We start from the raw sequence: 23,094 nt of genomic DNA on the forward strand, positions 1-23,094 counted from the left end.
CAACCCACTGCGGGGAAATCTTTTCCGGCACGGGACAGGTTTCTTCGCGCTTTCAACGGAGACATACCATGCCCGACTCACTTACACCGGAAACACTGAACAGCCTTCGGTTGCCCATCGTGTTCACCCCTGGCGCGTGGCAACGCGCAGTCCTGCTCAAGCAATCCGATCACGCTGAGAAGCTGCAGGTCGATCGGTTGAGCCACGTATTGCGCGCAGCCTTCGAAGCCCACCTGGCCTATCCACACAAGCCTTACGTGCTGTTCGAGGTAATCCACATTGAACCAACCGATTACTTAGACCACGGCCCGTTGCTGCAATTGAGCCTGAGCCTGCTCCAAGAACCAGATCAGCCTAGCGCCTTGCTGATAGCGCTTGCAGGAGAACACCAGCGCTAAGCGCAATTGACAGTGCCCACCTCCACATTCGGACGCCATGCAAGACCTGCATCGATCCAGCACATCACCCAACCGGGGAACCCTCCCCGACGGGCGCGGCGTTCCTCCGCTTTCTCTCGAGGAAATTGCCATGCGCGATATCTACCAAGACGTGACAGACAAGATCGTTAAAGCTTTGGACCAAGGCGTTACCCCCTGGATCAAACCCTGGTCCTCAAGTGGCTCAGTTGACGTCAGTCATCATCAACCCTTCCCCATCAATGCCATCACGCGTCGTCCCTACTCGGGCATCAATTTACCGTTGCTCTGGGCCGAGGCCAGGTTGCAGGGGTTCACTCAAGATCGGTGGCTGACCTTCAATCAAGCCAAAAAAGCCGGCTGGCACATCCGTAAGGGTGAGCACAGCGCCCTGGCAGTCCTCTACAAGCCGATGGAACGCGAGGAACAGACCGAGTCAGGCCAACCCGTACTCGATGAAAACGGTCAACCCAAGGTCGCTCACTTTGGCATTGTTAGGACACATTTTCTGTTCAACATCGAGCAAACGGAGGGGCTCGAAATGCTCGATGACACCCTGCTCGAGACGGAACAGAGTGATCCCTTCCAGCCCAACAGCGCCGCGGAAAATCTGCTGTTAAGTTCAGGTGCACGCATCGTTCATCGGCCTGCCAACGAAGCCTTTTACCACCCGATCAGAGATATCATCCAACTGCCGACAAAGGCACAATTTCACGATGAAAGCGGGTACTACGCCACGGCACTGCATGAGCTGACGCACTGGACCGGGCATCACGCTCGGTTGCAGCGCGAAGGCGTGACGTCAGCCTGTCCGTTCGGCTCACCAGGCTACGCGTTTGAGGAGTTGATCGCCGAAATGGGTGCTGCTTTTTTATGTGCTTATGCCGGCATTCAGGGAGAGCTGCGGCACGAGGGCTATATCGACTCCTGGCTCAGTCTACTCAAGACAGATAAACGCGCGATCTTTCGGGCCAGTGGCCAGGCCCGTAGCGCCTCGGAATATGTCCTCAATCTGAAGCAGCAACTGAAGCGAGCGGTCTTGGATGACTCACTCTGCTTGAACGATGGAGTTTGATCGTTACCTCACCGCTGTAATCGCATCACAGGGCCCAACGCGAGTTGGGCCTTTTTTTCTGAGCCCAGAAAAACTTCAGGCCGCGGACCACTCACGCAAAGTACAAGAGAGAGACGCACAACCGCAGCCTGTCATTCCGAATCCAGGTTCTGCGCCAGAAAATCCACCAGTTCGAGCGGACTACGGCTATCGATTACCTTGTAGATCAGATCACGCTTACTGCGTGGCAACTTCTTGACCAGGCTCTTCGCCGAGGCTCTGACGGCTTCGTCTGTCCCATGGATACGTGCCGCAAGCAGCAGAACCAGCGTGGCGTCTGTCAGATTCATGGCAAGCCCCGAGAAAATTCGCACCGCAGTGTACCGACTCATGTCTTTTCCATACCAGCCCTCCAACAAAACGATGTCTAGCCGTATCAATATTCCGATTGCCGCACAAAAGGACACGCACCAAAAGGATGGGTAAGGGTTGGAAGGGAATGGGGAGTCAAGGGTAAGAGCCCTATCCGAAAAGGCTAAAAGGCCACTGACCCAGCCACTTGGAGGTCACGATGCTCGGCCTGTTTCGCCACAAAAGGCAGAAGCCCCCTCCGCCACCGACCGTCAACGTCGCCGAAGGTTACCTGTCCATCGAGTCAGCCCATACCCTCTTAGCAGTGGAGCACCGCCGCCAGCTGCTCGATCGCATCTGGCAGTACACCGCCCTCTCCCACGCACAGTTCATCCAGCTCTATTTAAATCCGATCCATCGCTACGCCGAACAGGTCCAGCAACTCCCGGCCAGCGAGACGCACCACCATGCGTATCTCGGTGGCATGCTCGACCATGGCCTGGAGCTGGTCGCTTGCAGTTTGAAACTGCGTCAGTCGTATCTACTTCCCACGGGCGCCGCGCCCGAAGACCAAGCCGCCCAGACCGACGCTTGGTCTGCGGGCATCGCCTATGGGGCCCTGCTGCATGACATCGGCAAGATCGCCGTGGACCTGCAGGTCGAACGCCAAGATGGCGGTGTTTGGCATCCTTGGCAGGGCCCCCTGGATCAGCCCTACCGTTTTCGTTACATCAAGGGTCGTGACTACCACCTGCACGGCGCCGCCGCAGGCCTGCTCTACACCCAAATTCTCGACCGCCCAATCCTCGATTGGCTCAGTGAATTTCCGCCACTATGGGCCAGTCTGCTGTATGTCCTGGCGGGCCAGTACGAACGTGCCGGCGTGCTCGGTGAGTTGGTGATGCAGGCCGACCGTGTTTCCACCGCACAGAACATCGGTGGTAACCCGAGCAAGGCGCTGCAAGCGCCGATTCATTCGCTGCAACATCACTTGATCAGCGGACTGCGTCATCTGGTTCAACACGAGCTAAAACTCAACCAGCCAGGTGCCGCGGGTTGGCTGACCCAGGACGCCCTCTGGCTCGTGAGCAAGACGGTCACGGACAAGCTGCGAGCCTATCTGCTGTCGCAAGCGATTGAGGGCATTCCCTCCTCCAACATTGCGGTGTTCGACGAACTCCAATCGCATGGATTGGTTGAGTCCACACCGGAAGGCAAAGCCATCTGGACTGCGCTAGTAGCACAGGGAGACTGGCAGCAGACCTTTACCTTTCTGCGCCTTCAACCGGCGTTGATCTGGGGGAACGAAGACCGACCCGCGGCTTTCAGCGGAACAGTGAGCGTAGCAGTCGATGACCACCCAACTGACGCTCCGGTATCACCACCAGCGCCCAAGGCAGGCGGAGCAGGATCGCATCAAAGCCAATCGCAGCGAGATCCCATGGCGATGGAAGATGCTGACTACCTCGGAACGCTGCTGGATATGTTCGAAATGGGAGAACCCGAGCCGAGTGAAACGCCGTCAGAAAATGTTCTCGAAGTCTCAAGCCCACTGTCGGATGACCCAGGCCAGGTCTTCCTGAATTGGGTCAAGGAAGGCATCCAGAATCACAAGCTGATCATCAATGACAGCAAGGCCAAAATCCACACGGTATGTGGCGGCGTATTTCTGGTGACGCCTGGTCTCTTCCAACGTTATGTCCAGGAGTTTCCCGGTGTCTCACAGGGTGCCAGTCAAAAGATTGAAGAATGGCGCTGGGTACAGAGGCAGTTCGAGAAACTGAAGATCCACAGAAAGCGAGACAACAGCTTGAATATCTGGACCTGCCAAGTTCAAGGTCCTCGGAGAAAAGCCAAACTCAAAGGTTACCTACTCGAAGATTGCAAGATTTTCTTCGAATTACTGCCCCCAGAAAACCCTCACCTCATACTTGAGGGAAATTGATATCACAAAAATTTTTCGGCGTATTCTGCATAAAATATCACAGGGACGTGCATATCTCCTGAGAATAGCCGCCTTCACACAGTATGTTTTTTATAGTTAATAAAACTCACAAAGCGAGATAGAAACCCCACCATAAAAATCTTGATGGGGCTATATATCTATGCAATAAATATTGCCGACGCCATACTCAGCAGACGGTCTTTATACGCATCTAGCTGAGTGATACCCCAATCATCATACTGGGCAACAAAACGATTTAGATGGAGAGAGGAACGCCCATACATCGCTTTCTTTTCTGCGTACGGGTCGTTCCCTGAATCAGAATTAGGCGCCGGATCTAATAACGTAAGGTTTCCAATACCATTTTTAAACCCCTCCAAATCTTCACACCTATTATCAGCTTGCGCATTCCGGGGATATATATGTTCAATTGAAGTCGCCATAAAATCGTATATCCTATTACCCTCTATGCAGCGTGGCGTTCCTGTAGCCCCCTGCTCAAACCACTCATAATAGCTTTCAATTGTTGCAAGTAAATATTTAATCGGTTTATTACCACTAGACCTTGCCTGATAAGTCAATGAGGACAAACCATCACGAAAATTATTAATGGGCGCACGCTCATTTAAGAGAGCATTAAGATTAGTTCTAAGCGAATCCAAATTATAAGCTAACCCCTCTGTTCTAATCGCGCGCGACTCCGCATAATAGAGACTCTTAAGCGGAGTTACGTGCTCACCACAAATCACCTTAAATCTAAAAAAACCCCGCTCAAGCATCAATACTATATCCCGAAACTCCGTATGCCCCAAGTTGCTTCCCGCTAAAAGCAGAGGAACGCAAAGAGTATGTCCAAGATCAACTACAAGAGTCTTAAGCCTGGCCCTTTCCCACGGTGTAACTGGTCGCTGCTCCGAAAACAACCACTCACCTTCTATAATTTTCCTACATAATAGAACATCATTATAAATACTTCTCATTGCTTTAAGTATTTCAATGGCGTGATCAGCGGTGACTCGACCGTAGTCCACTTCAGGAAAAAAATGTGCAAAGAAATCGTCGGCCAAAGCTGAGTTTCTAGCTCTAGAAAATGCGTGTGATTCATAAATCCAATGTAGGTAATTAAAGGTGACACTTGGCTCATCCGAAAGGATATCGTCCCACATACTCTCCACTTCATCTTGCTCAGCATCAAAATCTTCGAGAAGTTCGAGAACCCTAGCCCTTAGCAAGTCACCATCAGTTAAGGAAACACCTCGGTCATTAATAACCTGAAAGAGCCTATACGCATCTCCTCGACTTTCAGTCACCATATGCAAAACTGAAAAATCCGAGAGTAGAACATTTTGCAGTCTCTCTAAGATATCTAACTTACCCTCAACCAGCTCAGACGTCGCAACTAAGTCAGTCACATAACGTCGTAGCCGCGCAAAGGCCCCGACCAGCTTATTGTGCGAATTCCTTGACGGCCTTAACCCTCCGTTCGCTAGCATTGATCTAAAAAAAGGCTCGTCATTTTTAGATAATGTTAGGACGTTAACGCGTCTAATCTCCCTATTTACCTCCTGCGAGTACTCAATAAAACATCTTTTTAATCGCGACCGTCTCAAATCAATTCGTTCACGATACTCATCACCTGCGACATTTAAAGAGTTATATAAATTCTGGTAGTGCTCACAAAGCGCCGCGGCCAATAAAGTTAGCGTAGTAACTCTCTGCTGTCCATCAACCAACTCAAACTTTGACTCATTCGCCACACCTTGCATTTGCCGTCGAACACTCAGCACACCACCGAAAAAATGCTCTCGCGATCTACCATCTATTTCTCGAATATCAAAACAAGCAGTTAAATCATCAAGAAAGTCAGTAATTGCCTCATCACCCCACGCATACCCGCGCTGATACTTCGGAACAACAAATACTGAGCGACCATCAAATATTGCACCAAACTCTGCATGCGTTGGATTGATCTGCACCTTTTCAACTCCCTTCCTTAGTTTATGAAAAAAAACACTAAAATTCTTGCAATATACTTCCTAGCTTAGCGGACTACTCGACACCATCTAGAACAACTTACGATTTAGCAAGGACCGCCACAACAATCTAAAGATCAAAAAGAAAACTGAGTGCCACCCGATTTATCGGTTGAGCCAAAGTGGCTATCCAGTTTACAGCCCGACGAAAGTATTAGAGCTAAATTTGATTTTCGTTCCCCAGCGCCAGATCAAGCGCATAAGAAGGAATTGACAGCGTTTCCACCTGCACACCAAATCCCTTTTCTATCATCAGATCAACAATGGAACATCCATCGACCAGAATGATGGGAACAGCACCTCTCTTAATGGATGCAGCAACAGCTCCTTCAGAAAATGATGCCGTGGTGAAAAAAATACCCTGCTCGAAATCGCCCTGCGCAGCGCCTCGAAATTTATCTATTTCCGGCCTTTGAATATTTCCTCTCGTCCAACGCTTGCACTGAAATGCAACATTCAGATTTGCAAGACCGACCTTGAGCTTACCATACCCGTCAATCCCGCCATCACCGGAGACCTTCGTCACTTTAGTATCGTGAAATCCGTACACATCTAATAGTCGCTTAGCAAAAAGCTCAAAACCAGCTGGCGACATGCGCTTGAGGTCTCCTAAAATCTTTCTTTTCAGCTCTGATACGTATTTTGAATGTAAGCTTTGTAGCTCAAGAAGGCTCAAAGCGTGAGGCTGTTTTACCGACACCTGCCTCTCAATGGACGTTGTGATACGATGCTTAGGTGGTTGCTGGATAATTTTATTTAATGGCTCGTAGCGGCTTTCTCCCACAAGTCTAAAGTGCTTAGTTGGAGCAGCGCTTGGGAAGTCTAGCCCCTCGCAGTGGCGGCGAATTTGACTTCTAACTACCTGTCCTGGATTGTCAGCATGGAACTCGTAGAGTCTAGCTTCAATGATCGCACGGTAGGCTTCATCGGCGCTCATTGGAGAATTATGAGAGCTCATAACTTGTTTTATCGCTTCAGTAATGGTCATACACGAGACTCAAGCATACGCACACTGTAGTGCGAGGATATTTATTTGCTAAGGGGCGCCAAATAGTGCTCCTGACCATGCTCACGATTCGAAGCTACTATTTTGCCACCAGCATGTCCAGAGCATCCCGACGCCAACTCGGTTGACAATGCCTGCTCGCGAGGCGTACTCAAGCACCAAGCATCACTCGCCATCACTCGCTATCACTCAGAAACTATTCAATTAACCCCATGCACCTGCGCGCGACTCATGCAAGCACCTTGAAATTCTCTGTCGCGGAAATATCCAGTGGCCGGTGATCTTTCATTCGATCATAAGGCCCTCGAAGCGCTTGGTACGCTCCCATGCACCGACATATGAAATGGCGTTTGGTAAAAACAACCTGAACCAAAAAGGGGCAAGCGCCAAGCAGGAATGTACCGGTCGAATCGTCGAAGAGTTGGTGGCGTTCAAAGAGTTTGAGTACCAACGATCTACGCCAGCGCTAACCGCGACCATTGCTTCATTCGGGAATAACAACTGGATCAAACTCATAAATTACACTCCCTCTTCCAACCGCTCGAAACGCGCCTACTCCCTTGATCGAGAAGGGATTGGCAAGGAGTGTAGGAACCATTCGCGCAGGATCGCTTACATTGGCAATGTATAGAATCCGGTAACGATGCTCCCTGTCAGCACGGTAGCGTTGCGCGGCAAAGATTTCGGTAGGCCCCAGCTCAAACCTCAGCGGGTTTCCAGTACTAGCTTTAACCTCGTAGTAGTACGTGCGGCTCCTAGTAGCGACAATGAAGTCGTACCCCAAACTGTCCGAACCGCCGCTAGTGTTTAGTACCGCATCGCGATAGCGGGATACCCATATACTTTCATCTACTGACTCGAGTTTGTGCCGGCGGCGTAGCCATTCCCGGGCCCAAAGTTCTCCCATTAAACCAACCGCGAGTTTCTGCTCATCAGACATGCGCGTCTCGGGTATCTTGGGCAGACCCATGTTTCCACCGCCACCTCCCGTTGTTCCGCCCGACCTATAAAAATCCATCGTTTGCAGCGTCGCCTCTTTCGATGAAACGCGATTCAGCGCTGGAGCTTGGGCCACAGCCGCAACGACTGCGGCAGCGATGTCGATATACCCATCCGAGATCGCTGACATGGTCACGCCATCAAACTCAACCTGCACACGCCGATGCTGCTGTTCGAGCCGAATATTCTTCGCCCGTTCTTCGTTGCTGGCTATGCTATCCACGGACAGCCCCCAATAAGCTAAATCCGTACTAGCGACTTTTCCCATAGGCCAGATACCGCCCAGGGATAACCAGTGCACGATCTGATCGTCGTCGAGTAAGCGAAAGTCCAGCCAACCACTGTCTCGCGCGTGCGCTATGCAGCTGTCGCGCGCTTTGTCTGGACTGCTCCAAACATCTCGCACCAGAGGTGTCGAAACTAATCCGAAAGCACGAACCCACGCTGATAAAATCGGCGCGTACTTGATCAAAAAACTGCGTAAATTTTCTCCGTTGGAGCTCCTACATTCATTTAGTGTAAGGCTCAATGGCATATCCGGAGCATCAACAGGTAACTCTCCATCAATCCAACTAGCTATTTGTGCATTCATTACCTCTGCGGGTAGCTCGTCATACGTTGTGAACCACGTCGGCTGTGGCGCAATGGCAAGTATCCCTTCCCTCGCTGCAACATATGCTCCCAGCGTCTCTTTCCTGTCGAATGTTCTGGCGGCGCGCTCTCGCAGACGCTCAACGGCGCTAGACTGTTGCAAGCGCAAATGACGCGTCCAGACGTCACGATGCCTATGCTCGTTACTGACGAGTTTGTAACGGTTTCCAAGGCTAGAAATGGCTGTATTGAGTTGGCAGATCGGAAGCAAGAATTCCGCCTTCAGATCAGACAAATCGGCTAGATGAATCATTCGCGCCTCAAGGCTCGCTAGTGGCATCCCAAGTTCGAGGGCCAACGCTTCAAATACTGTGCGCAAGTCCTCATCCTGGGGCTCACTCTGTGTCGAAAGTTCCTGCAAACGCGCCGTAGTTAGCGCCGATCCTTTGCAAGCAGAAAGCGGGATCGCAAGATCGAGCATTCCGATCAGGTCACCACTTGCCAGGAGGCGCGTTTGACGGATTAAATCCGGTTCTACACCTAGAACAGTCGCCAAAATTGAGTCATTGGGTGCTTCTTGGCCCTCATCCCGCAACGCCACTGCGAGACGCAACAAAGCTGCATCAAGGCCGTGCGCCAAATCGCGCGCCCCCAGAGCAAGCGCCAACTGCGCCGACGCTCCCGCAATATGCTCTAATGTCAAAGTCCCCTGCTCAACTTGGATTATCAGTACGGGTCCAGCGGCTCGATTGAGAACAAGTGAACCACGCAGTGACAAAGGCATGGCTACCCATCCGTTACCATGTGCGATTTGAATCCTCTGCCCGCTAACCACCTCCAACGACAGCGCCGTGCGTCGAATCCGCCCAAGCGTTCTTTGTGTTGACTGCATGAACACACTGCTCTTGTGTTCGGCAACACAGACAAGAAATTCTACGAACCATGGCCCAATGATTTCGCTCAGAAGGCGACTTGGGGTACTGTCATCAAACTTGGTGCCATCGACGTAGACTTCGGCGGGCTCGTCAGAAATACGCCGAAATCTTCCCGGCACACTGGCGTTCACCCAACCCCATGCAGCCGCGGTGTCCCCAGGCACGAAATCGAAAATAGGCTCTTCTACCTCCTCCAGCAGCTGCTTTTTTACACCATCATGCTCATCATCGAAGTAAGGCACGATGTGTTCTTCGTTCGTCCTGGTGAAGACTCGAATTTCGTTGCCTGCTAACACCGGTACAGAAGTGCCCGCCTCAGGCGTACCTTTCTTGCGCGCGTTGATCCATAGATGTCTAAACCACTCCTGGAATCGTCGTACGTCCCGAATATCTGAGATCCCCCCGGACACTGATTCGATAAGTACGAGCAATGCTCGCCCAGCGTGCAGCTCATTATTGAACACCCCTAATTTCGCCTGACGTTGAAGCCATTCGAGCGATAGGGAGTCAATCTCCGCCGCCACTTGATGCGCCACGAACTCTACGAAGCGTGGAGGTCGTTCCTCCTCGCTGTTGAAGTACCATGCAGCTGACGGCTTAACAAACCGTAACTTACCTCCCGGCCCGAATCACCGGTAACCACTCAGCACCAGTCAGAAAAGCGTAAAGCGGCGTCGATATGCGATGTGTCTCTACTACGCCGGTGTCCGCCCGTACGGCACGGAAGCTAAGGTGTTCTTCACCAAACGCTTGCATAGCAATTGCAATCTGAACGGCATAGTCCCTCCGGACTTCGGCTGGGAAAAACTCACATTCACTCTGACCAGGAATACGCCAAGGCCGCAGTTCTGCCCGGTATTGGCGCGAGAAATACATTCGGGAGCAGTCCTGCGTTATTTGCGCCAGCCAGTGGGAGCGCAACGCTTCGGTAAATCTGGACAACTCGCGCGTAACGATTACTGGTAAACCAGCGGGATAGCCAATGGGTCCTGAGGTGATGGTCTCACCGCCAATGGGTCGCAGGCAATCAACCACTCCGCTGGCTTTGAGAAACCGAACCCAATCGGATTGAGCCCCATAACGAATTGGCCATGCAACGAATTCAAGTAGCAGACGCGCCATGGAAACCTTCATGTCGTCAGAATCATCGGCAGTGATCTGCAACAACGCTTGCAACTTGCTGCCATTCGGCACATCCCACCCAGCGCCGAACATTGCTGTTTTGGCGTCAACCCAGCCGTTAGCTGTAGGCACAAAGAAATCAGCCGAGCGCGTTTCCTTGTCTGAAAGTGACCGGCCACTGCTCCATAACCGAAAGGCCCATTCGAGCGCCTGTTCACGTGCTCGGTCGGGACCGGATGAGCGAGTCACTCCAGCAAGTGTACGAAGTACGTCGCGGGTGTCGTACTCCCGGACCAGCTTGCCGGCGATGAGGAATGAGCGACCAGACCGATAGCCGCCATCATCCTTCAACCAGGGTATATCCCGGCTCAACAATGCGAACCCTTTACGCAACGTTGCGGGGAGTTGCTCTAAGGGCAAGGATCGCTTACTAGCGTCATCGTCGACATCAGCATCGACCGCCAGCACCGGCGCGAAATAGACATCCGCTGCCCTCCGACTACGGCCGGAACTATTGCTCACAGGCAGTTCACTGCTAATTAAGTCGCCACTTACGCTGAGCAGAAACTTCTTACCGTAAAGTTTCGGAGCATGCCCCGCCATTACTGTAGACACTTCATCATAGAAGTCGGCCCACCACTCCGGAGTAGCGGTCTGCTCATGCATTTTAACCGCAATGGTCTCGACCCAGTGTGCGACAACAGTGGCGGGCGGTTTGAAGTCTACATGTCTAAGTCGTACATAAAACTGATCCAGTGCTGCTCTCTGAGCCACCGTAAGTGAATCGACTAAAACCCGCCCGCCACCGATCTCGCAAACAGACTTGGTGGATAGGCATGCGTTGCGCGGAGCTACCCAAGAATAGGTATCCTTGGGCGATGCCCAAGAAATCGTGTCGTCTTGCCCACGTACAGGGAGAAACTCTCGATTGAGAATGCCTTGACCGTCGTCGCCCATGCCGTCCTTCAACACAGTTTGATACGCTTCGTCCCAGCACAAAAGACTTACGACCGCACTTGGCGCCTGGGACCATCCACTCCTGACCAAAAAGTCTATTAGTTGGCAACTCAACCAGGCGGACGACCGCATAAAGAGATCGTTTAGACCAATCGACAGATCGACAGATCGACGATCCATTTTCGTGTAAAAGTTGGCGTTGATATACCCGGCGAACGGTGCTTTGCCTTCCGATCCGAGCGGCAGAAAGCAATACAGTCTTCCTGACTCCAAGGGCGTACCTAGCGGGACGGCTATACTGATCCGAGCGGTACCATCCCAGTCCCTCCAACTCTCTGGTATCTCGCTTTTCTCAAGACTAGCTTGCAACGCCTGACCGAACAGCGTGTCATCGATGTCCCAATGAGCCGCGACAAACTCCCTTTTGCCGAGGCGCAGCTGAGCCACAGTAATTGGGGAGTTCCCCTTATGAGCCTTAGGATCTAGTGTCCAAGTCGCCTCCACTGACCGCTCCAACACAAAAGGCTCGTCCATTCCAGAATCGAGAGAAATACGTCCGACCCGATCCAGAAACAGGTTAAGCGGTGTAGTAAGGCTCATCAGCACTTCAAGCTGTGTTCGCACGGTTTGGAGTGCCTCTGGTGATTTCAGAGGTAAGCGGACAACGGTGGCAAAGCCAGCTTCGGCAAATCGCGTGACGTTGACACCAGGTTCAGTGGGAACAGGTACATGCCAGCAAGGCAGGTTACTTGCCATCTCTTGAGCGACTTCGTCCGATTGGACATCCACGTGAGCACGCAGGTCATCGATTGTTGCGAAGCGGAAGCAAAATCCATCGAAGGTGCTGCTTCCACCTTCGCCTTGAACTGAATAGATTTCAGGCCAACTACAAATCTGCAAAACACTTCGAAACCCGAGTCCTTTATTGCCAATTCCCACATTGACCGGTTTGCTACTCAGAGCAATGTTGGTGATCGCCTTTAAGTTTTTACTGGCGAAGCCTGCGCCGCGATTCGCAACGTAAAGGCATCCTTGGCCTTCCGTGGCGTCCAGCACTATGGCGATCTCACCATCTGTGCGTGATGGCGCGTGCGCGTCATGGGCGTTCTGGATAAGCTCAACTAAAAAACGGTTACCGTAGTCGTCCGAGACAAACTGTGACATGTTCCGAACGCTCTGATACAGGCTAGGATCGCTGCGTGCATTCAGGTAGTTCGAGATACGTTGATGCATTAGCTTAGCGATTGACTTCGCAGGAGAGAATTCCTGATCGTCAGCGGGCACTTCAAGTCCTAAAGCCATACAGCACGTTCCTCCTTGTCTTTTGCACCGCACAACGGTCTATTGAACCGTACCCACTTTCCATTCTCAGCCCATCGAGTATCGCATACGCTGCACCTGAACAATGGCCGCTCACGATATTTGAAGACGCGCGCTCGTATTTCTTCCCAAGCCTTGCAGACGCCGGAGTTCCTATTTGGAGCATCTTTGGTTGAACAGTGCGGACAATGAGCCGTCCACAGAAAATCTCAGCACTCCGGTTAGCCGTAGTATTCTTGTCAATATTGCGCGAACGCTGTGGATATCTGGATCAGTTTCAAGTCAGTAGATTTAAACTCGATCTTGCACTTCAACGCGTGAACCAACTGCAAGGCTTTCATGCCTACAAACGAACAACAACCGAACGGCAGGATAAACCAAGACCTTGAATCAATGGCGCATTGGCCCTGCACCAACAAATAGGACTGGTGCGGCGACACCACTAACATTTGGGCTCAGAGAAAATGGCATCACCAATGCTGCTACTCAGGACCTAAGCGCCACATGATCGGAAAAGCCGAACGCCGAACTGTTTATCAAGACTCTGAGTATTGATTATTAGCCACACAAGAAAATTGAGAGACTGCTATTTCATTCGAGCACGATAGACGGCGCATTGTTATTAGCTCCGACGCATACTCTTCAAATTTTAATCCAGATGTTAGCTAAAATTTAAAAAACTCATCTAACCTGGATGTACCGAATTGCTAGTTACTCAGACAGCGCTTAAATACTGAATACGAATGTAAGAAACACTCTAGAGGAAGATAACGTACGTGCTCACGCCCCAGCAAGCCACACCCATCATATATCTCTCTAATATTTTAGCTTACCATTGTACGCAGCGCATTCAAACTAGATGACTCCAGACAAACTGGCGCCCTGTAGAATTAGCGAGAATACTTACTAGAAAGGTTCACCTTGCTAGACGCTAGCTCTGTCAACGCCTGGACCCTTAACCCCTTAATATTTTTAACATCAACGTCGTAATTCAAAACAACCTCATTCTTGAGACGTGCAGCCTCGCCTGTATTTTGCTCTTTTTCTGCAAAATATAGTCGTTTCCGAATTTCGATTGCAGCTTGATGGTAGTTATCCAATGCCTTGGCTGCATTGTCCTCACCTTGTGCCTCAAGCAAAAAAATTCCTCGCTTAATAGATCTATGCTCTAAAAGAACCGTGTCAGACGCATTATTCACCTGTACAGAAATATCAGAGACTATAGAAACAAGCTGCAAATCGTCCCGAAATTTTTTGTAGCTTAACGAATGATAGAGGCCAAACGCATCAGAGAAACTAAAAAAACACTCCATCACGTCATACAAAGCCTCAACCTCTCGCTCAATGAGCTTTTCATTGAGAACTTGTGACGCATGCCTTTTAAAAAATATATAGCTCAACCCCGCGGCAATTGCCGGCACCACGACGGAGCAAATAAGAGTTACATAATCAAACCAGTCATGATCGGTCGCCATCTCGGTTATTTGTTTCATTTCTTCAAAAGTCATACCCCCTCCCAAAAAAAATATTAAAACCATTAAATACCTAAACAGAATTGTACTATGACCGATCATCCCAGAGCTAGCCGCTCATGAAAACCACAAAAATATTGCACCCCCTAACAAAATATAGTAGGAATACAGCAATTTTTCTACCCGTGGAGGGAACCATTTTGAAATCACCTGACCACATCTCAGTGGGATTTGATGCTGTCCGTCTCTGCGAAGCTATAGCCAAAATCGGCTATGAACCTTATACCGCGATCATGGATCTAGTGGACAACTCAGTGACTGCAGGGGCGAAGGAGATCAAAGTAACTCTCGGCTTGCATGAAGGGAAAACATTAAAATCAAAAAACGGTGTCGCATATTACCAAATTGTAGACAACGGCAAAGGGATGAATGAAGACGAAATAGTTAATGCATTTAAGATCGGCTCTGACAGGAACTATTCTGAAAACAGTCTATCAAAATATGGCATGGGCCTGAAATCGGCCGGACTATCATTAGGTACAAGCATTTCGATATTCAGCAAAAAAAATAAATCCCTATCATACAAATACACCTTTGACCTCGAAGTCATCAAAAAAATTAACGAAATCTCTGTCGTACGCACTCAATTGACTGATGAAGAAGTCGAGCAAGCAAATATTCTTTTAAGTGGGAAGTCCGGCACTGTAGTGACCATCTCCGGATGCGAAAACATAAACCAGTCATCGCCGAACTTAACAATAACGAAATTACGGGAGCGCCTAGGCGTTGTCTACAGTAACTTTTTAAGTCGTCCAAAGCCACCTCTATCTATTCTATTCAGAGTAGTCAAGAACAACGAAGATACTGACTTTGAAGAAGCGACTCCAAAAGATCTTCTTTTTTTGGAAGAAGCCAAAAAGAATACTGACTGGAACCCAAAAACTTATGATTTCGCCACTCCATATCTGGTACTCGATGAACTCTGGGACGCTTTCAAAGACAAGAATGATGAGCCATTATCAAAAATTAGAATTCAAGCAGTTGCTTTTCCACAAGCAGTCTTAGCGGATACGAAGTCTCCTTTAAGTCCCGAAAGCAAAGAAAAAATTCGGGCTTATCGAATATCTAGAGAAAACAGCGGATTCTTCATCTACCGTAACGGTAGGCTCATCCGCTGGGGTGATAGCCTTGGTAGGCCCAACGGTAAACCTCTTATCGGAAAAGATGATATCAACCTTAGGTTTAGGTTTGAGATCCTCACTGAACACGACGACATATTGCACGTAGACGTCTCAAAACAGCGCCTGGAAATTGACGACGAAATTTTAGGTAGTTTGGAAATCGTGGTATCGCAAGCGATCCGAACTGCGAAACAGATTCGACAGGCCTGCCAGGAAAAACTAAAGGTTCGCCACACAGAAGGCGAGTCCTTCAACCAAACAGTCATCGACGTCACTGAGGATGATCCGCAAGAGCTCTCTAAAGGATCTCCAAGCAGAACGACTCTGGAACGTCAAAACAAATTAAATCAAGAGGCACAGAAGAAGCTTCAAGAGATCAAGTCAAAAAAAGGAAGTAACGATACCAATGATAGCGAGCCTGTCGCCACGGACAGCAGTCTATTCAAAAAAATCAGGTATGAGGAAAATTTCCCTCCGCGGCAGCTTTGGAAAACTTTTTTCGACTCACTACATGGCGCTTTTATCATTGTAAATAAGTCACACCCATTCTTCGAAGAGTTCATCAGCCGTTTTGAAAACGGCACACCTGAGCGCCTTACAATTGAAGCTTTGATGTTTTCCGCAGGAGTCGCCGAAAACAATGTTTTCAACTACGAGCATGATATCGATACCACCAAACTAGAAAATGCCTTCAGAAGATTCCACAGGAATATTGATAGCTTTTTAGCTGATTGGGCTTACGAAAATCAAGGTGACGAGTGATAGTACATTGTGGAACGGTGTGGGGGCGAAGGGGCGGATCGTACCTCTATGCAATTTTCACGACAGATCACGCTTACATTGGTGAAACTGGAAACATGCCAACTGCGAGATGGGGGTCACACCTAGGAAAAACTGACAGTTCATTTATGGAAAAGCTGAAGAAGGAGCTTGACTACCATGAACTCCCCATGTACGAGGACGACATTATTTACATAGGCTTACACTGCAAAGTTATTGATGACGAAATTGAAAGCAAAAGAAAGTTTGCTCGACTTGCAATTGAAGATGAAATACATAAACAATTTATGTTAAATACAAACTCTTTTGGCTCATTCAAAAAACTACTTTCACGTCCAACAAAGCGATCAGCCAGAGTCACATTAAATTTTGATGTTGAATCATTCGCCAAGTACGCAACAAAGGTCATCATTGAAGAATACAACAAATATGATGTCAACCTTGTTAGTTCAACAAAATAAATTGCAGCCCAACTGGACAAGGAACAGCTGTCATTGAACGCATAGACATACCTTCTCTGATCAACAGCGCACCAAAGCTGGGATGACAAGGACCACTAAATAGCTAGCCCCAGTCCCGGATCGCGAAAGCGCAATCCGGGTCGACTAAGCCGAGAACCTATTATAAAAGAGACTTGCATTACTATCGCGACTTATTCGACTAACTTCTTAACTGATTCAGCGAGATATTCATCATCTTTTCCTGCGAGATAAGAGAGACCTCGATGCAAGTGACTAATGCAAACTTTCTTGAGGCTCTCAGAGTTAGCAATACAACCATCCTGCTGCAGACGATACAGTAAAAGATTAAGATAGAGGTTTTCATGCCCACCCGTAAAAACTCTCCAGTCTATTTCAACCCCACCATTAAAACTGAATTCCTCGTCTGGAGGAACTGATGCTTCAGCGAGTGATAAACAAAGCGCATGCCGACAAATAGAGTTGTAGTGTTCCATGCCTGTCTTACGCTTCAGAGTTGATAGTTGTATCTTGGCAGCAGCAGTCAGACGAATACGATCAATCATTGAATATCACCCAAATTTAGCTGATGAGCTTTTACAGTAGCTACGCTGCGGCGCTCTTCATCATCGAAACACAGTTCATATTCGCGACTCATGTGCTCCTCTAGTGCTGTATGCACACTCCCCTCAACTTCTTCATCCGTAGAAAGCACTAAAACCTGATGAGAAATTTTAGCAAAGAAATTATGAATCAAAGCTTCACGATGACTTCGGTCCAGGCGTGCCAACGGAGTATCTACCACTACCGGGAAGCGTCCTTTACGCTCTCTGATCAATGCACTTAACACAGCGATCGCAAGAATTTGTCGCTCACCTGCTGACAAACGCTCCATCGGCAATGTATAACCATTTACATCCTCAATGGATACTGCATAAGTTTGTGGCTCGACTAATACTCGAGCGATTAAATTGCGCTTACGTAGTAACTTTTTGAATTCGGTAGTTATCATTTCCGACAGCCATTTAGCCTTTGAAGCTAGTAAACGGTCCCGGAAGAGATTTAGTGCTACCTTAGCGCGGTCAGCCGCTTGCAGAGTGATAAGCTGAAAAGCGCCATCCTTAAGCTCGGCACGAGCACGCGCCATCGCGGCGTTATAACGAACCTCGAAATGAGCTTGTTTACCACGCAATTCGTCAAGTTCGCGACTCTGCGCCTGCACTTTCAGCTCCGCATTCGAAACTGCTAAAGAGTGTTTCTGCATGGACTCGAAGACAGCACCGAGCTGCTCGTACGCTGGTATCTGATCCACTGCTTGCAGTGCTTTCTCCATAGCCTGTTTTGTTACTGCGAGGGCTTCCTGCACATCCTTAAAACGCTGCTTGGCTATCTGTAAGCTCGTCTCTAGTTCAGTAGGATCGCCCTGATGCAAGAAAACTGGCGAATGATGCTCGGTCGATCGTAGCCCCTGGATATCTGCCGCGAGTAATTGTGCTACCACTGGCTGCGCTCTAGGAGCTGCATGAGTTAACAACTCCAGAATTCGCTGGTCGCGGCTGGCAAACTCTTTAATTAGCATATGAGCGTGCCGAGCATGTTGATCTTTCTGCCACTGCAGTTTGTAGTCGATCCAGAGAGGCCCCAACCATGCAAGCGGCAGTAACGGATCCTCTAGGACCTCAACAAAAGCAGCACGCGCTTGCAGGTGCTGTTGCTGACAAAATTCGACACGAGCGCGCAGCTCTGCAGCCTGCTGGTACGCTTGCAAGCCACTTCGCTGCGCCTCAACAGAGAAGCGCTCCAACTTACGCTGTACGTCGTCTAGTTCGGTTCTAGCTTGCCCCTGATTCTGCAACAATATTTCGATACGACGCTCTAGTTCTCTGAGCTGCAGTTCGTATTCATCTGCCTGCTGCTGATCGCCACTGGCCGCGCGGGTTGAATTCTTTTTGCCGCTGCGACGCTCCAGCGCCTTGAGATCTCCGGCTAAAGCATCGATACCCCCAACCCCCAAAAAAACCTCGGTCGCACGGCGTAACAACTCTGGAAGCCGCTCAGGATTTGCCAAGGCCTCGATTTTTTCACCATCGAACAGGAACAGGTGTACAAGCTCCACCGGCAAGATGCCGTTGATGAAGTCATCCCAATTTTCAGCTAGTAAACGATCTTCAAAATCACCAGCAAATACACGGAATTGCTCTCTGCACCCTTTCGCCCTAGCGGACCATTCACGGCGAATCGTAAGTATCTGGGTATAATCCGCCACTTCTATGCCAAGCTGCATCTCGATTAGCGCAGGACCTGTAGCATCATTACGCTGCAGTCCACTAATGAGCTGCTCATATTCAGATCGGCGAGCTATGTTTATGGCCTTATAACCATATAAGCCAACCTGCAGTGCAGTAAGCAGCGTGGTTTTGCCACTACCATTTAGAGCCTTGATTAAAATGACGGGGCGTTTAGCCTGCACGCTAAGATCGAAAGTTTGCCGCTCGCGAAATGGACCAAGGTTCTCAATGGAAATCTGGTTAATAGTTAACTTGGCCATGTTTATTTTTCTTCCGCCTCTACTGCTACTAGAGGAATTAGCTCTAGCTCGTCGGGAGCGCTAGGTTCTTCCTGAGCGTCATCTCGATTACTCTTTGCAAAATCCAAAGCTTCGAACTCGGTACGGAACGCGTTAGCTTTAAGGACATCGTCCAACCGATCCAAATGCCGAGAGCGCTTTTGGGTCTGCATAGATTGGAACTGCGCTGCCAACAAATTACGCGTTAGCTGATAAAGATTGTCGCCCGCCTCTGGGTCGAGCTCATTAGTGACTTCACGTAGCAAGGCCAAATCTTCAGCCTCCAGGGGTACCGGCTCCATCGAGCGACCAGGATATTCCTCCTGAAAAACGAGCTCGTATATCCCGGGAACTAAGTCTTCGATTTCCCCCTTTTCCTCAACCCAGATACGCCGTATAGCATCTAGCTCATCGATAGATATCAATTCAATCTGAACATGCCCAGGGACCTTGGCATCGCGCACTGCGCGCTGGGTACGCAATAATTCCTCAAGCAATTTAGCGCGATAGCTCTGTAGATACGGGCCGTGGATGAGCTCAGCAGTTTCCCCATTACCCATCAACTTCACACGACCATTCATCCGTTTGAAGTCACGAACGCCCCAGTCCTGCACACTTAGGTAATTGTTTCGAAAGTCCAGAATCGGCTGCATCCATGACTTTTGGTCATCATTTTGAATCATGGCTTGCATTGATTTATCTTGCGAAACCATGGTGCAGACGTAGCAGCCAAAGCGGCTATCGCCACAGCTTGGAGTAGATTTGTCGACCACAACAGGGCACTCAGCATCAGGAGTGGCGCCTTTGTAAATGCTAAACAAATTCTGGTTATCGACACCCCAAGGGTTGTCATGAGTGAGGACATACATCCAGACGTCATCACTGGTCCACGTTTCGATAGGCAGATAAACCCAAACACGCGAAAGCTTAGGGTCTCGGTTACGACTCAAACGATCACGCGTGCTCCCACTATAATTGTCCATCACTTTGTCACGCGCTTGGCTCTCTCCACGACGCTGACCGAGCACCAGAATGGCCTCGTTGTTGGCTTCGGAAAGCTCTTGGATAAACTTAGTAGAGGCACTGATCTTCAAGCGATCTGTGCACCACCGGAAGCGGTTACGCGGAGCAGGATAGCCTTTGCCTATGAGATTGACCCAAAAGCGGTGCTCAAGGCTAGGGGTAAGTCTGTGAGGGCGAATGGGGAGCTGCTGCCGCTCCGCTGCCTCCTTCATATGTTGGAGTGATGATGCGACCCAAGCGGCAATAACTGGGTTCTCTACCAGTGTGTCAGTACTGATGACGTGTATATCCTTGGTGCGCTGCTCGACGGGCATCGCCGCAACTGCTTTCCAAATAAGCTGCAGGGAAGCCGTTGAGTCCTTACCGCCGCTGTATCCAACGATCCATGGTATAGAGTCGGAGCGGTAGAGCGTCTGAATTTCTTCGATGATAGTTTCGGGAGGCGTGCTCATAGTTTTTTCCGGTGTGTAACGTGCAGCTTTACTGGCGGGCACTAGTAAACGCGCTTTCGATGACCTGCTCTTCAGGAGTCAGAGGAAGCCCGAGCGAGAGTTTGATTTGATTGCATGTCAGGGTGATGTTCTGACTATTCTTTGCCATCCGACCGCCAATCATTGCACGACCTTCCCATGTGGCTATGTTAGTACGCGACCAGTCAATTTCACGTAGTTTTCTCAGCAAGAACTGGAGGTCGGGTTGCCCTGCATTAGTTTTGTAAATGAACTTGCCTACACGCCCCAATGCATGCAGCACGATGGAATGCGAATGAATGAAGTCCTGTCGAACCTCTCCGGCCGTCATACGACCTTCACGCACGTATATCCACTCGGGAATCTGGTCCCCAATGACCTCCCAGAAATCTTGGCACTTCTTTGATGCCACAGAGAAATCTTCAAGCTCCCGCTCGCTTAGCATTTCCAAAATTGCAAAATGAAGAGCACTGAGGGTAAATAGCTTTCGCGAACGCTTAGACAGCGAAGATCGCTCCGCTTCAATCAAGTTTCTGAAGACTCGCGACGTAAGCCCCAGGTGCTTCGCCACGCTAGCTGCCGCATTGCGGTGATCGTAAAGCACGCTTAGCGAAGGCGAGGGCTTAACCGCATGACGATTAAGATCGGCGAACATTTGCTGGCAACGCTCCAGCCCGCGGTCATGGAAAAAAACCACGGCAATTGTCTCATCACCAAGCTCAGGTCGCTCCCCAATAGCTAACTCAATTGCCGCGCGTCGATGTTGCCCATCATTGACGATAAACTTAGCGTCCATATCGACAGTCAACGTGCCCATTCGAAAATGGTTAGTATCGTCATTCCCCACAGGCGCGAAGCTGACCTTGCCGTCTATAGACGCGGTGATGGCCGAGAATGTGTAGCTATCTGAATTGGAGGTGATGTACCTGGCGAGCTCAGGAATGCGCGAACGATTGATTGACCTCTGCGCCCTCAATTCAGGCATCAGCTCCTCATTATCAAAAACGAATAGCTTCGCCAGCAACCGCAGCGGGCACATGGAGACGTAGTATTCCCGTCCCGCTTGGACACCACGGATGGCAGGAAACGTGTAGGAAAAAGGACTAGTCATAGGCTAAAAGCTTATCATGTTTGTCTACCGACAGACAAACATGACGCCTAAATAGACATACAACCTCGTTCGACCGAGCAACTACGAATTCAGAGGCCTACAGAAGCCCGTTTGAGTTCTGCCGACCTGCAGCACGTAAGCCTTGCGCAGGCGCAGCGGAACGTCGACTTCTTTATTGCCTTCCTGGTTCCGAAAACAGCCCTCGACGAATAGCTCCATTTGGCCGATTCAGTTGAAAACAGTCGGCCTCAGCTTTTCAGGGCGGCACGTACGCCCTGAGATTGAAATCCTGAATCTTCGCAGAGATTCTAGGGATGAGAGTCACGCAGAATCGAGCTAAAAGGGCCGCTCACCGATCGATCCGACAATTTTCGAAGTCGACTTTTTCAACAGAAATGACTGTGCTCTGCTCTTCAGAGCTAACCGCTTTGGGTCGAACTGCAACGTAAGGCAGAACAGCATCGGTCGACAGGCCAAAAAGACTTACTTCACCAGGTTTTTTTCGTGGCATATGCACGTGTAATTCTAAAAAAACTGAGCATTACATTTTTCATGCTGAACGGTATTCCATTTGGTATTCCAGCTAGAAAATTAAATTTATATTATTAAAATATTTCAATTACATAGAACACCAATTCAAATTACCCCGGCCCACCAATACGAAGCATCGACAGAACCCGCCGAGTGCGGGTTTTGTTGTTTCTGGGGCCTGGAAAGCGCTGTGGCATGGGCTTTCGATTTTTCCTACGCGATGCAGAGCCATTGATGAACTAGCGCAACCTCCGCCACAACGCTAACTTCCTCCCGTCACTGCTCATCAGCGACCGGCTTTGACAGGCCGAAAAGTGTAACCTTTCACACCCCTTGATAAGACGGCATGCTTAACGCGTTCCGCCTCGTTCATGGCGGCTGTGCGTGGGGCATCTTCGGGTGCGCCGGGTTCCTACACTTCCGGTCTGTCAACCCGCGTACAGCTGCCACCCATTCCTGTTTGACAGCAGGGGGGCGGTAGCTCCTTAAACAGTGTGGGAGCTTCATCATGAAAAAGATCACCCCCAATCCCCCCTCCGCAAACCTCTTTACAATCTCTCCGGACATCACCTGCGAAACCCTGCTGATCCAAGCCAGCGAAACCCTCGCCTCACTCAACGCCATGACCACCGACCTGGCCTTCGAACTCGAAGGTGCCAGCCGTCATAAGCTGCTGGCCAGCCAGCAATTGATCGTGCTGAGCGAACTGTTGGTAGAGCGAGTACTGGTCCTCACCCAAGACACACCAGCATTCCAATAACAAAAAAAGGCCG

Annotated in this window: 16 protein-coding genes; 6 read left to right on the forward strand and 10 right to left on the reverse strand. The window is 49.8% G+C overall.

The window, feature by feature from the left end; genetic code table 11:
* The first annotated feature begins 68 nt into the window (after positions 1 to 68).
* Positions 69 to 398, forward strand: coding sequence for a hypothetical protein (locus AYR47_RS02570; RefSeq protein WP_061434192.1), 330 nt, complete (start codon positions 69 to 71; stop codon positions 396 to 398).
* Between the two features lie 130 nt (positions 399 to 528).
* A complete protein-coding gene (locus AYR47_RS02575; protein ID WP_061434193.1) occupies positions 529 to 1,491 on the forward strand; it encodes an ArdC family protein in 963 nt (320 codons plus the stop codon).
* A 131-nt stretch (positions 1,492 to 1,622) separates the two neighbouring features.
* Here the strand turns inward: AYR47_RS02575 and AYR47_RS02580 are convergent, their stop codons facing one another.
* Entirely contained in the window at positions 1,623 to 1,820 is a 198-nt protein-coding gene (locus AYR47_RS02580; protein ID WP_061449399.1) for a DUF7740 domain-containing protein, read from the reverse strand.
* 221 nt (positions 1,821 to 2,041) lie between these two features.
* On the opposite strand from AYR47_RS02580, the gene mobH reads away from it, so the two are divergent.
* On the forward strand, positions 2,042 to 3,766 hold the full coding sequence (mobH, locus tag AYR47_RS02585; protein ID WP_061434195.1) for a MobH family relaxase: 1,725 nt from the start codon (positions 2,042 to 2,044) through the stop codon (positions 3,764 to 3,766).
* A 158-nt stretch (positions 3,767 to 3,924) separates the two neighbouring features.
* Here the strand turns inward: mobH and AYR47_RS02590 are convergent, their stop codons facing one another.
* From AYR47_RS02590 to AYR47_RS02615, 5 genes are all read right to left on the reverse strand, one after another.
* The gene (locus AYR47_RS02590; protein WP_082781461.1) at positions 3,925 to 5,742 is read right to left on the reverse strand and encodes a DUF262 domain-containing protein; all 1,818 of its coding nucleotides are present in this window, start codon (positions 5,740 to 5,742) and stop codon (positions 3,925 to 3,927) included.
* A gap of 217 nt (positions 5,743 to 5,959) precedes the next feature.
* Positions 5,960 to 6,787, reverse strand: coding sequence for a restriction endonuclease (locus tag AYR47_RS02595; protein ID WP_061434198.1), 828 nt, complete (start codon positions 6,785 to 6,787; stop codon positions 5,960 to 5,962).
* A gap of 502 nt (positions 6,788 to 7,289) precedes the next feature.
* Positions 7,290 to 9,854: a protein NO VEIN domain-containing protein gene (locus AYR47_RS02600; protein ID WP_156487772.1), complete on the reverse strand. Its 2,565-nt coding sequence runs from the start codon at positions 9,852 to 9,854 to the stop codon at positions 7,290 to 7,292.
* 88 nt (positions 9,855 to 9,942) lie between these two features.
* Positions 9,943 to 12,711 (reverse strand): sacsin N-terminal ATP-binding-like domain-containing protein, encoded by a 2,769-nt coding sequence (locus AYR47_RS02605; protein WP_061434202.1) that lies wholly within the window; start codon positions 12,709 to 12,711, stop codon positions 9,943 to 9,945.
* Between the two features lie 908 nt (positions 12,712 to 13,619).
* A complete protein-coding gene (locus tag AYR47_RS02615) occupies positions 13,620 to 14,237 on the reverse strand; it encodes a hypothetical protein (RefSeq protein WP_156487773.1) in 618 nt (205 codons plus the stop codon).
* An 83-nt stretch (positions 14,238 to 14,320) separates the two neighbouring features.
* Here AYR47_RS02615 and AYR47_RS02620 point away from each other — a divergent pair, with 83 nt between their 5' ends.
* Both AYR47_RS02620 and AYR47_RS02625 read left to right on the forward strand, forming a co-directional pair.
* Complete coding sequence (locus tag AYR47_RS02620) at positions 14,321 to 16,144, forward strand: ATP-binding protein (RefSeq protein ID WP_082781462.1); 1,824 nt, start codon at positions 14,321 to 14,323, stop codon at positions 16,142 to 16,144.
* Complete coding sequence (locus AYR47_RS02625; protein WP_156487774.1) at positions 16,141 to 16,623, forward strand: hypothetical protein; 483 nt, start codon at positions 16,141 to 16,143, stop codon at positions 16,621 to 16,623. The genes AYR47_RS02620 and AYR47_RS02625 overlap by 4 nt, the downstream gene beginning before the upstream one ends.
* Before the next feature lie 191 nt (positions 16,624 to 16,814).
* Here AYR47_RS02625 and dndE read toward each other — a convergent pair whose 3' ends face one another.
* From dndE to dndB, 4 genes are read right to left on the reverse strand one after another with little or no spacing between them, the layout of a single operon-like run.
* Positions 16,815 to 17,186, reverse strand: coding sequence for a DNA sulfur modification protein DndE (dndE, locus tag AYR47_RS31745; protein WP_082781463.1), 372 nt, complete (start codon positions 17,184 to 17,186; stop codon positions 16,815 to 16,817).
* Positions 17,183 to 19,168 (reverse strand): DNA sulfur modification protein DndD, encoded by a 1,986-nt coding sequence (gene dndD, locus AYR47_RS02630; RefSeq protein ID WP_061434212.1) that lies wholly within the window; start codon positions 19,166 to 19,168, stop codon positions 17,183 to 17,185. Before dndD ends, dndE begins: the two co-directional genes overlap by 4 nt.
* A gap of 2 nt (positions 19,169 to 19,170) precedes the next feature.
* Positions 19,171 to 20,661, reverse strand: coding sequence for a DNA phosphorothioation system sulfurtransferase DndC (gene dndC, locus AYR47_RS02635; RefSeq protein WP_061434214.1), 1,491 nt, complete (start codon positions 20,659 to 20,661; stop codon positions 19,171 to 19,173).
* A gap of 28 nt (positions 20,662 to 20,689) precedes the next feature.
* Positions 20,690 to 21,790 carry a DNA sulfur modification protein DndB gene (dndB, locus tag AYR47_RS02640; RefSeq protein ID WP_061434216.1) on the reverse strand — a complete coding sequence of 367 codons (1,101 nt, stop codon included), beginning with the start codon at positions 21,788 to 21,790 and terminating at the stop codon, positions 20,690 to 20,692.
* Between the two features lie 1,039 nt (positions 21,791 to 22,829).
* On the opposite strand from dndB, the gene AYR47_RS02645 reads away from it, so the two are divergent.
* Positions 22,830 to 23,081 (forward strand): DUF6124 family protein, encoded by a 252-nt coding sequence (locus AYR47_RS02645; RefSeq protein WP_061434217.1) that lies wholly within the window; start codon positions 22,830 to 22,832, stop codon positions 23,079 to 23,081.
* Positions 23,082 to 23,094 lie beyond the last annotated feature (13 nt).

This window comes from Pseudomonas azotoformans (assembly GCF_001579805.1).
Classification (GTDB): domain Bacteria; phylum Pseudomonadota; class Gammaproteobacteria; order Pseudomonadales; family Pseudomonadaceae; genus Aquipseudomonas; species Aquipseudomonas azotoformans_A.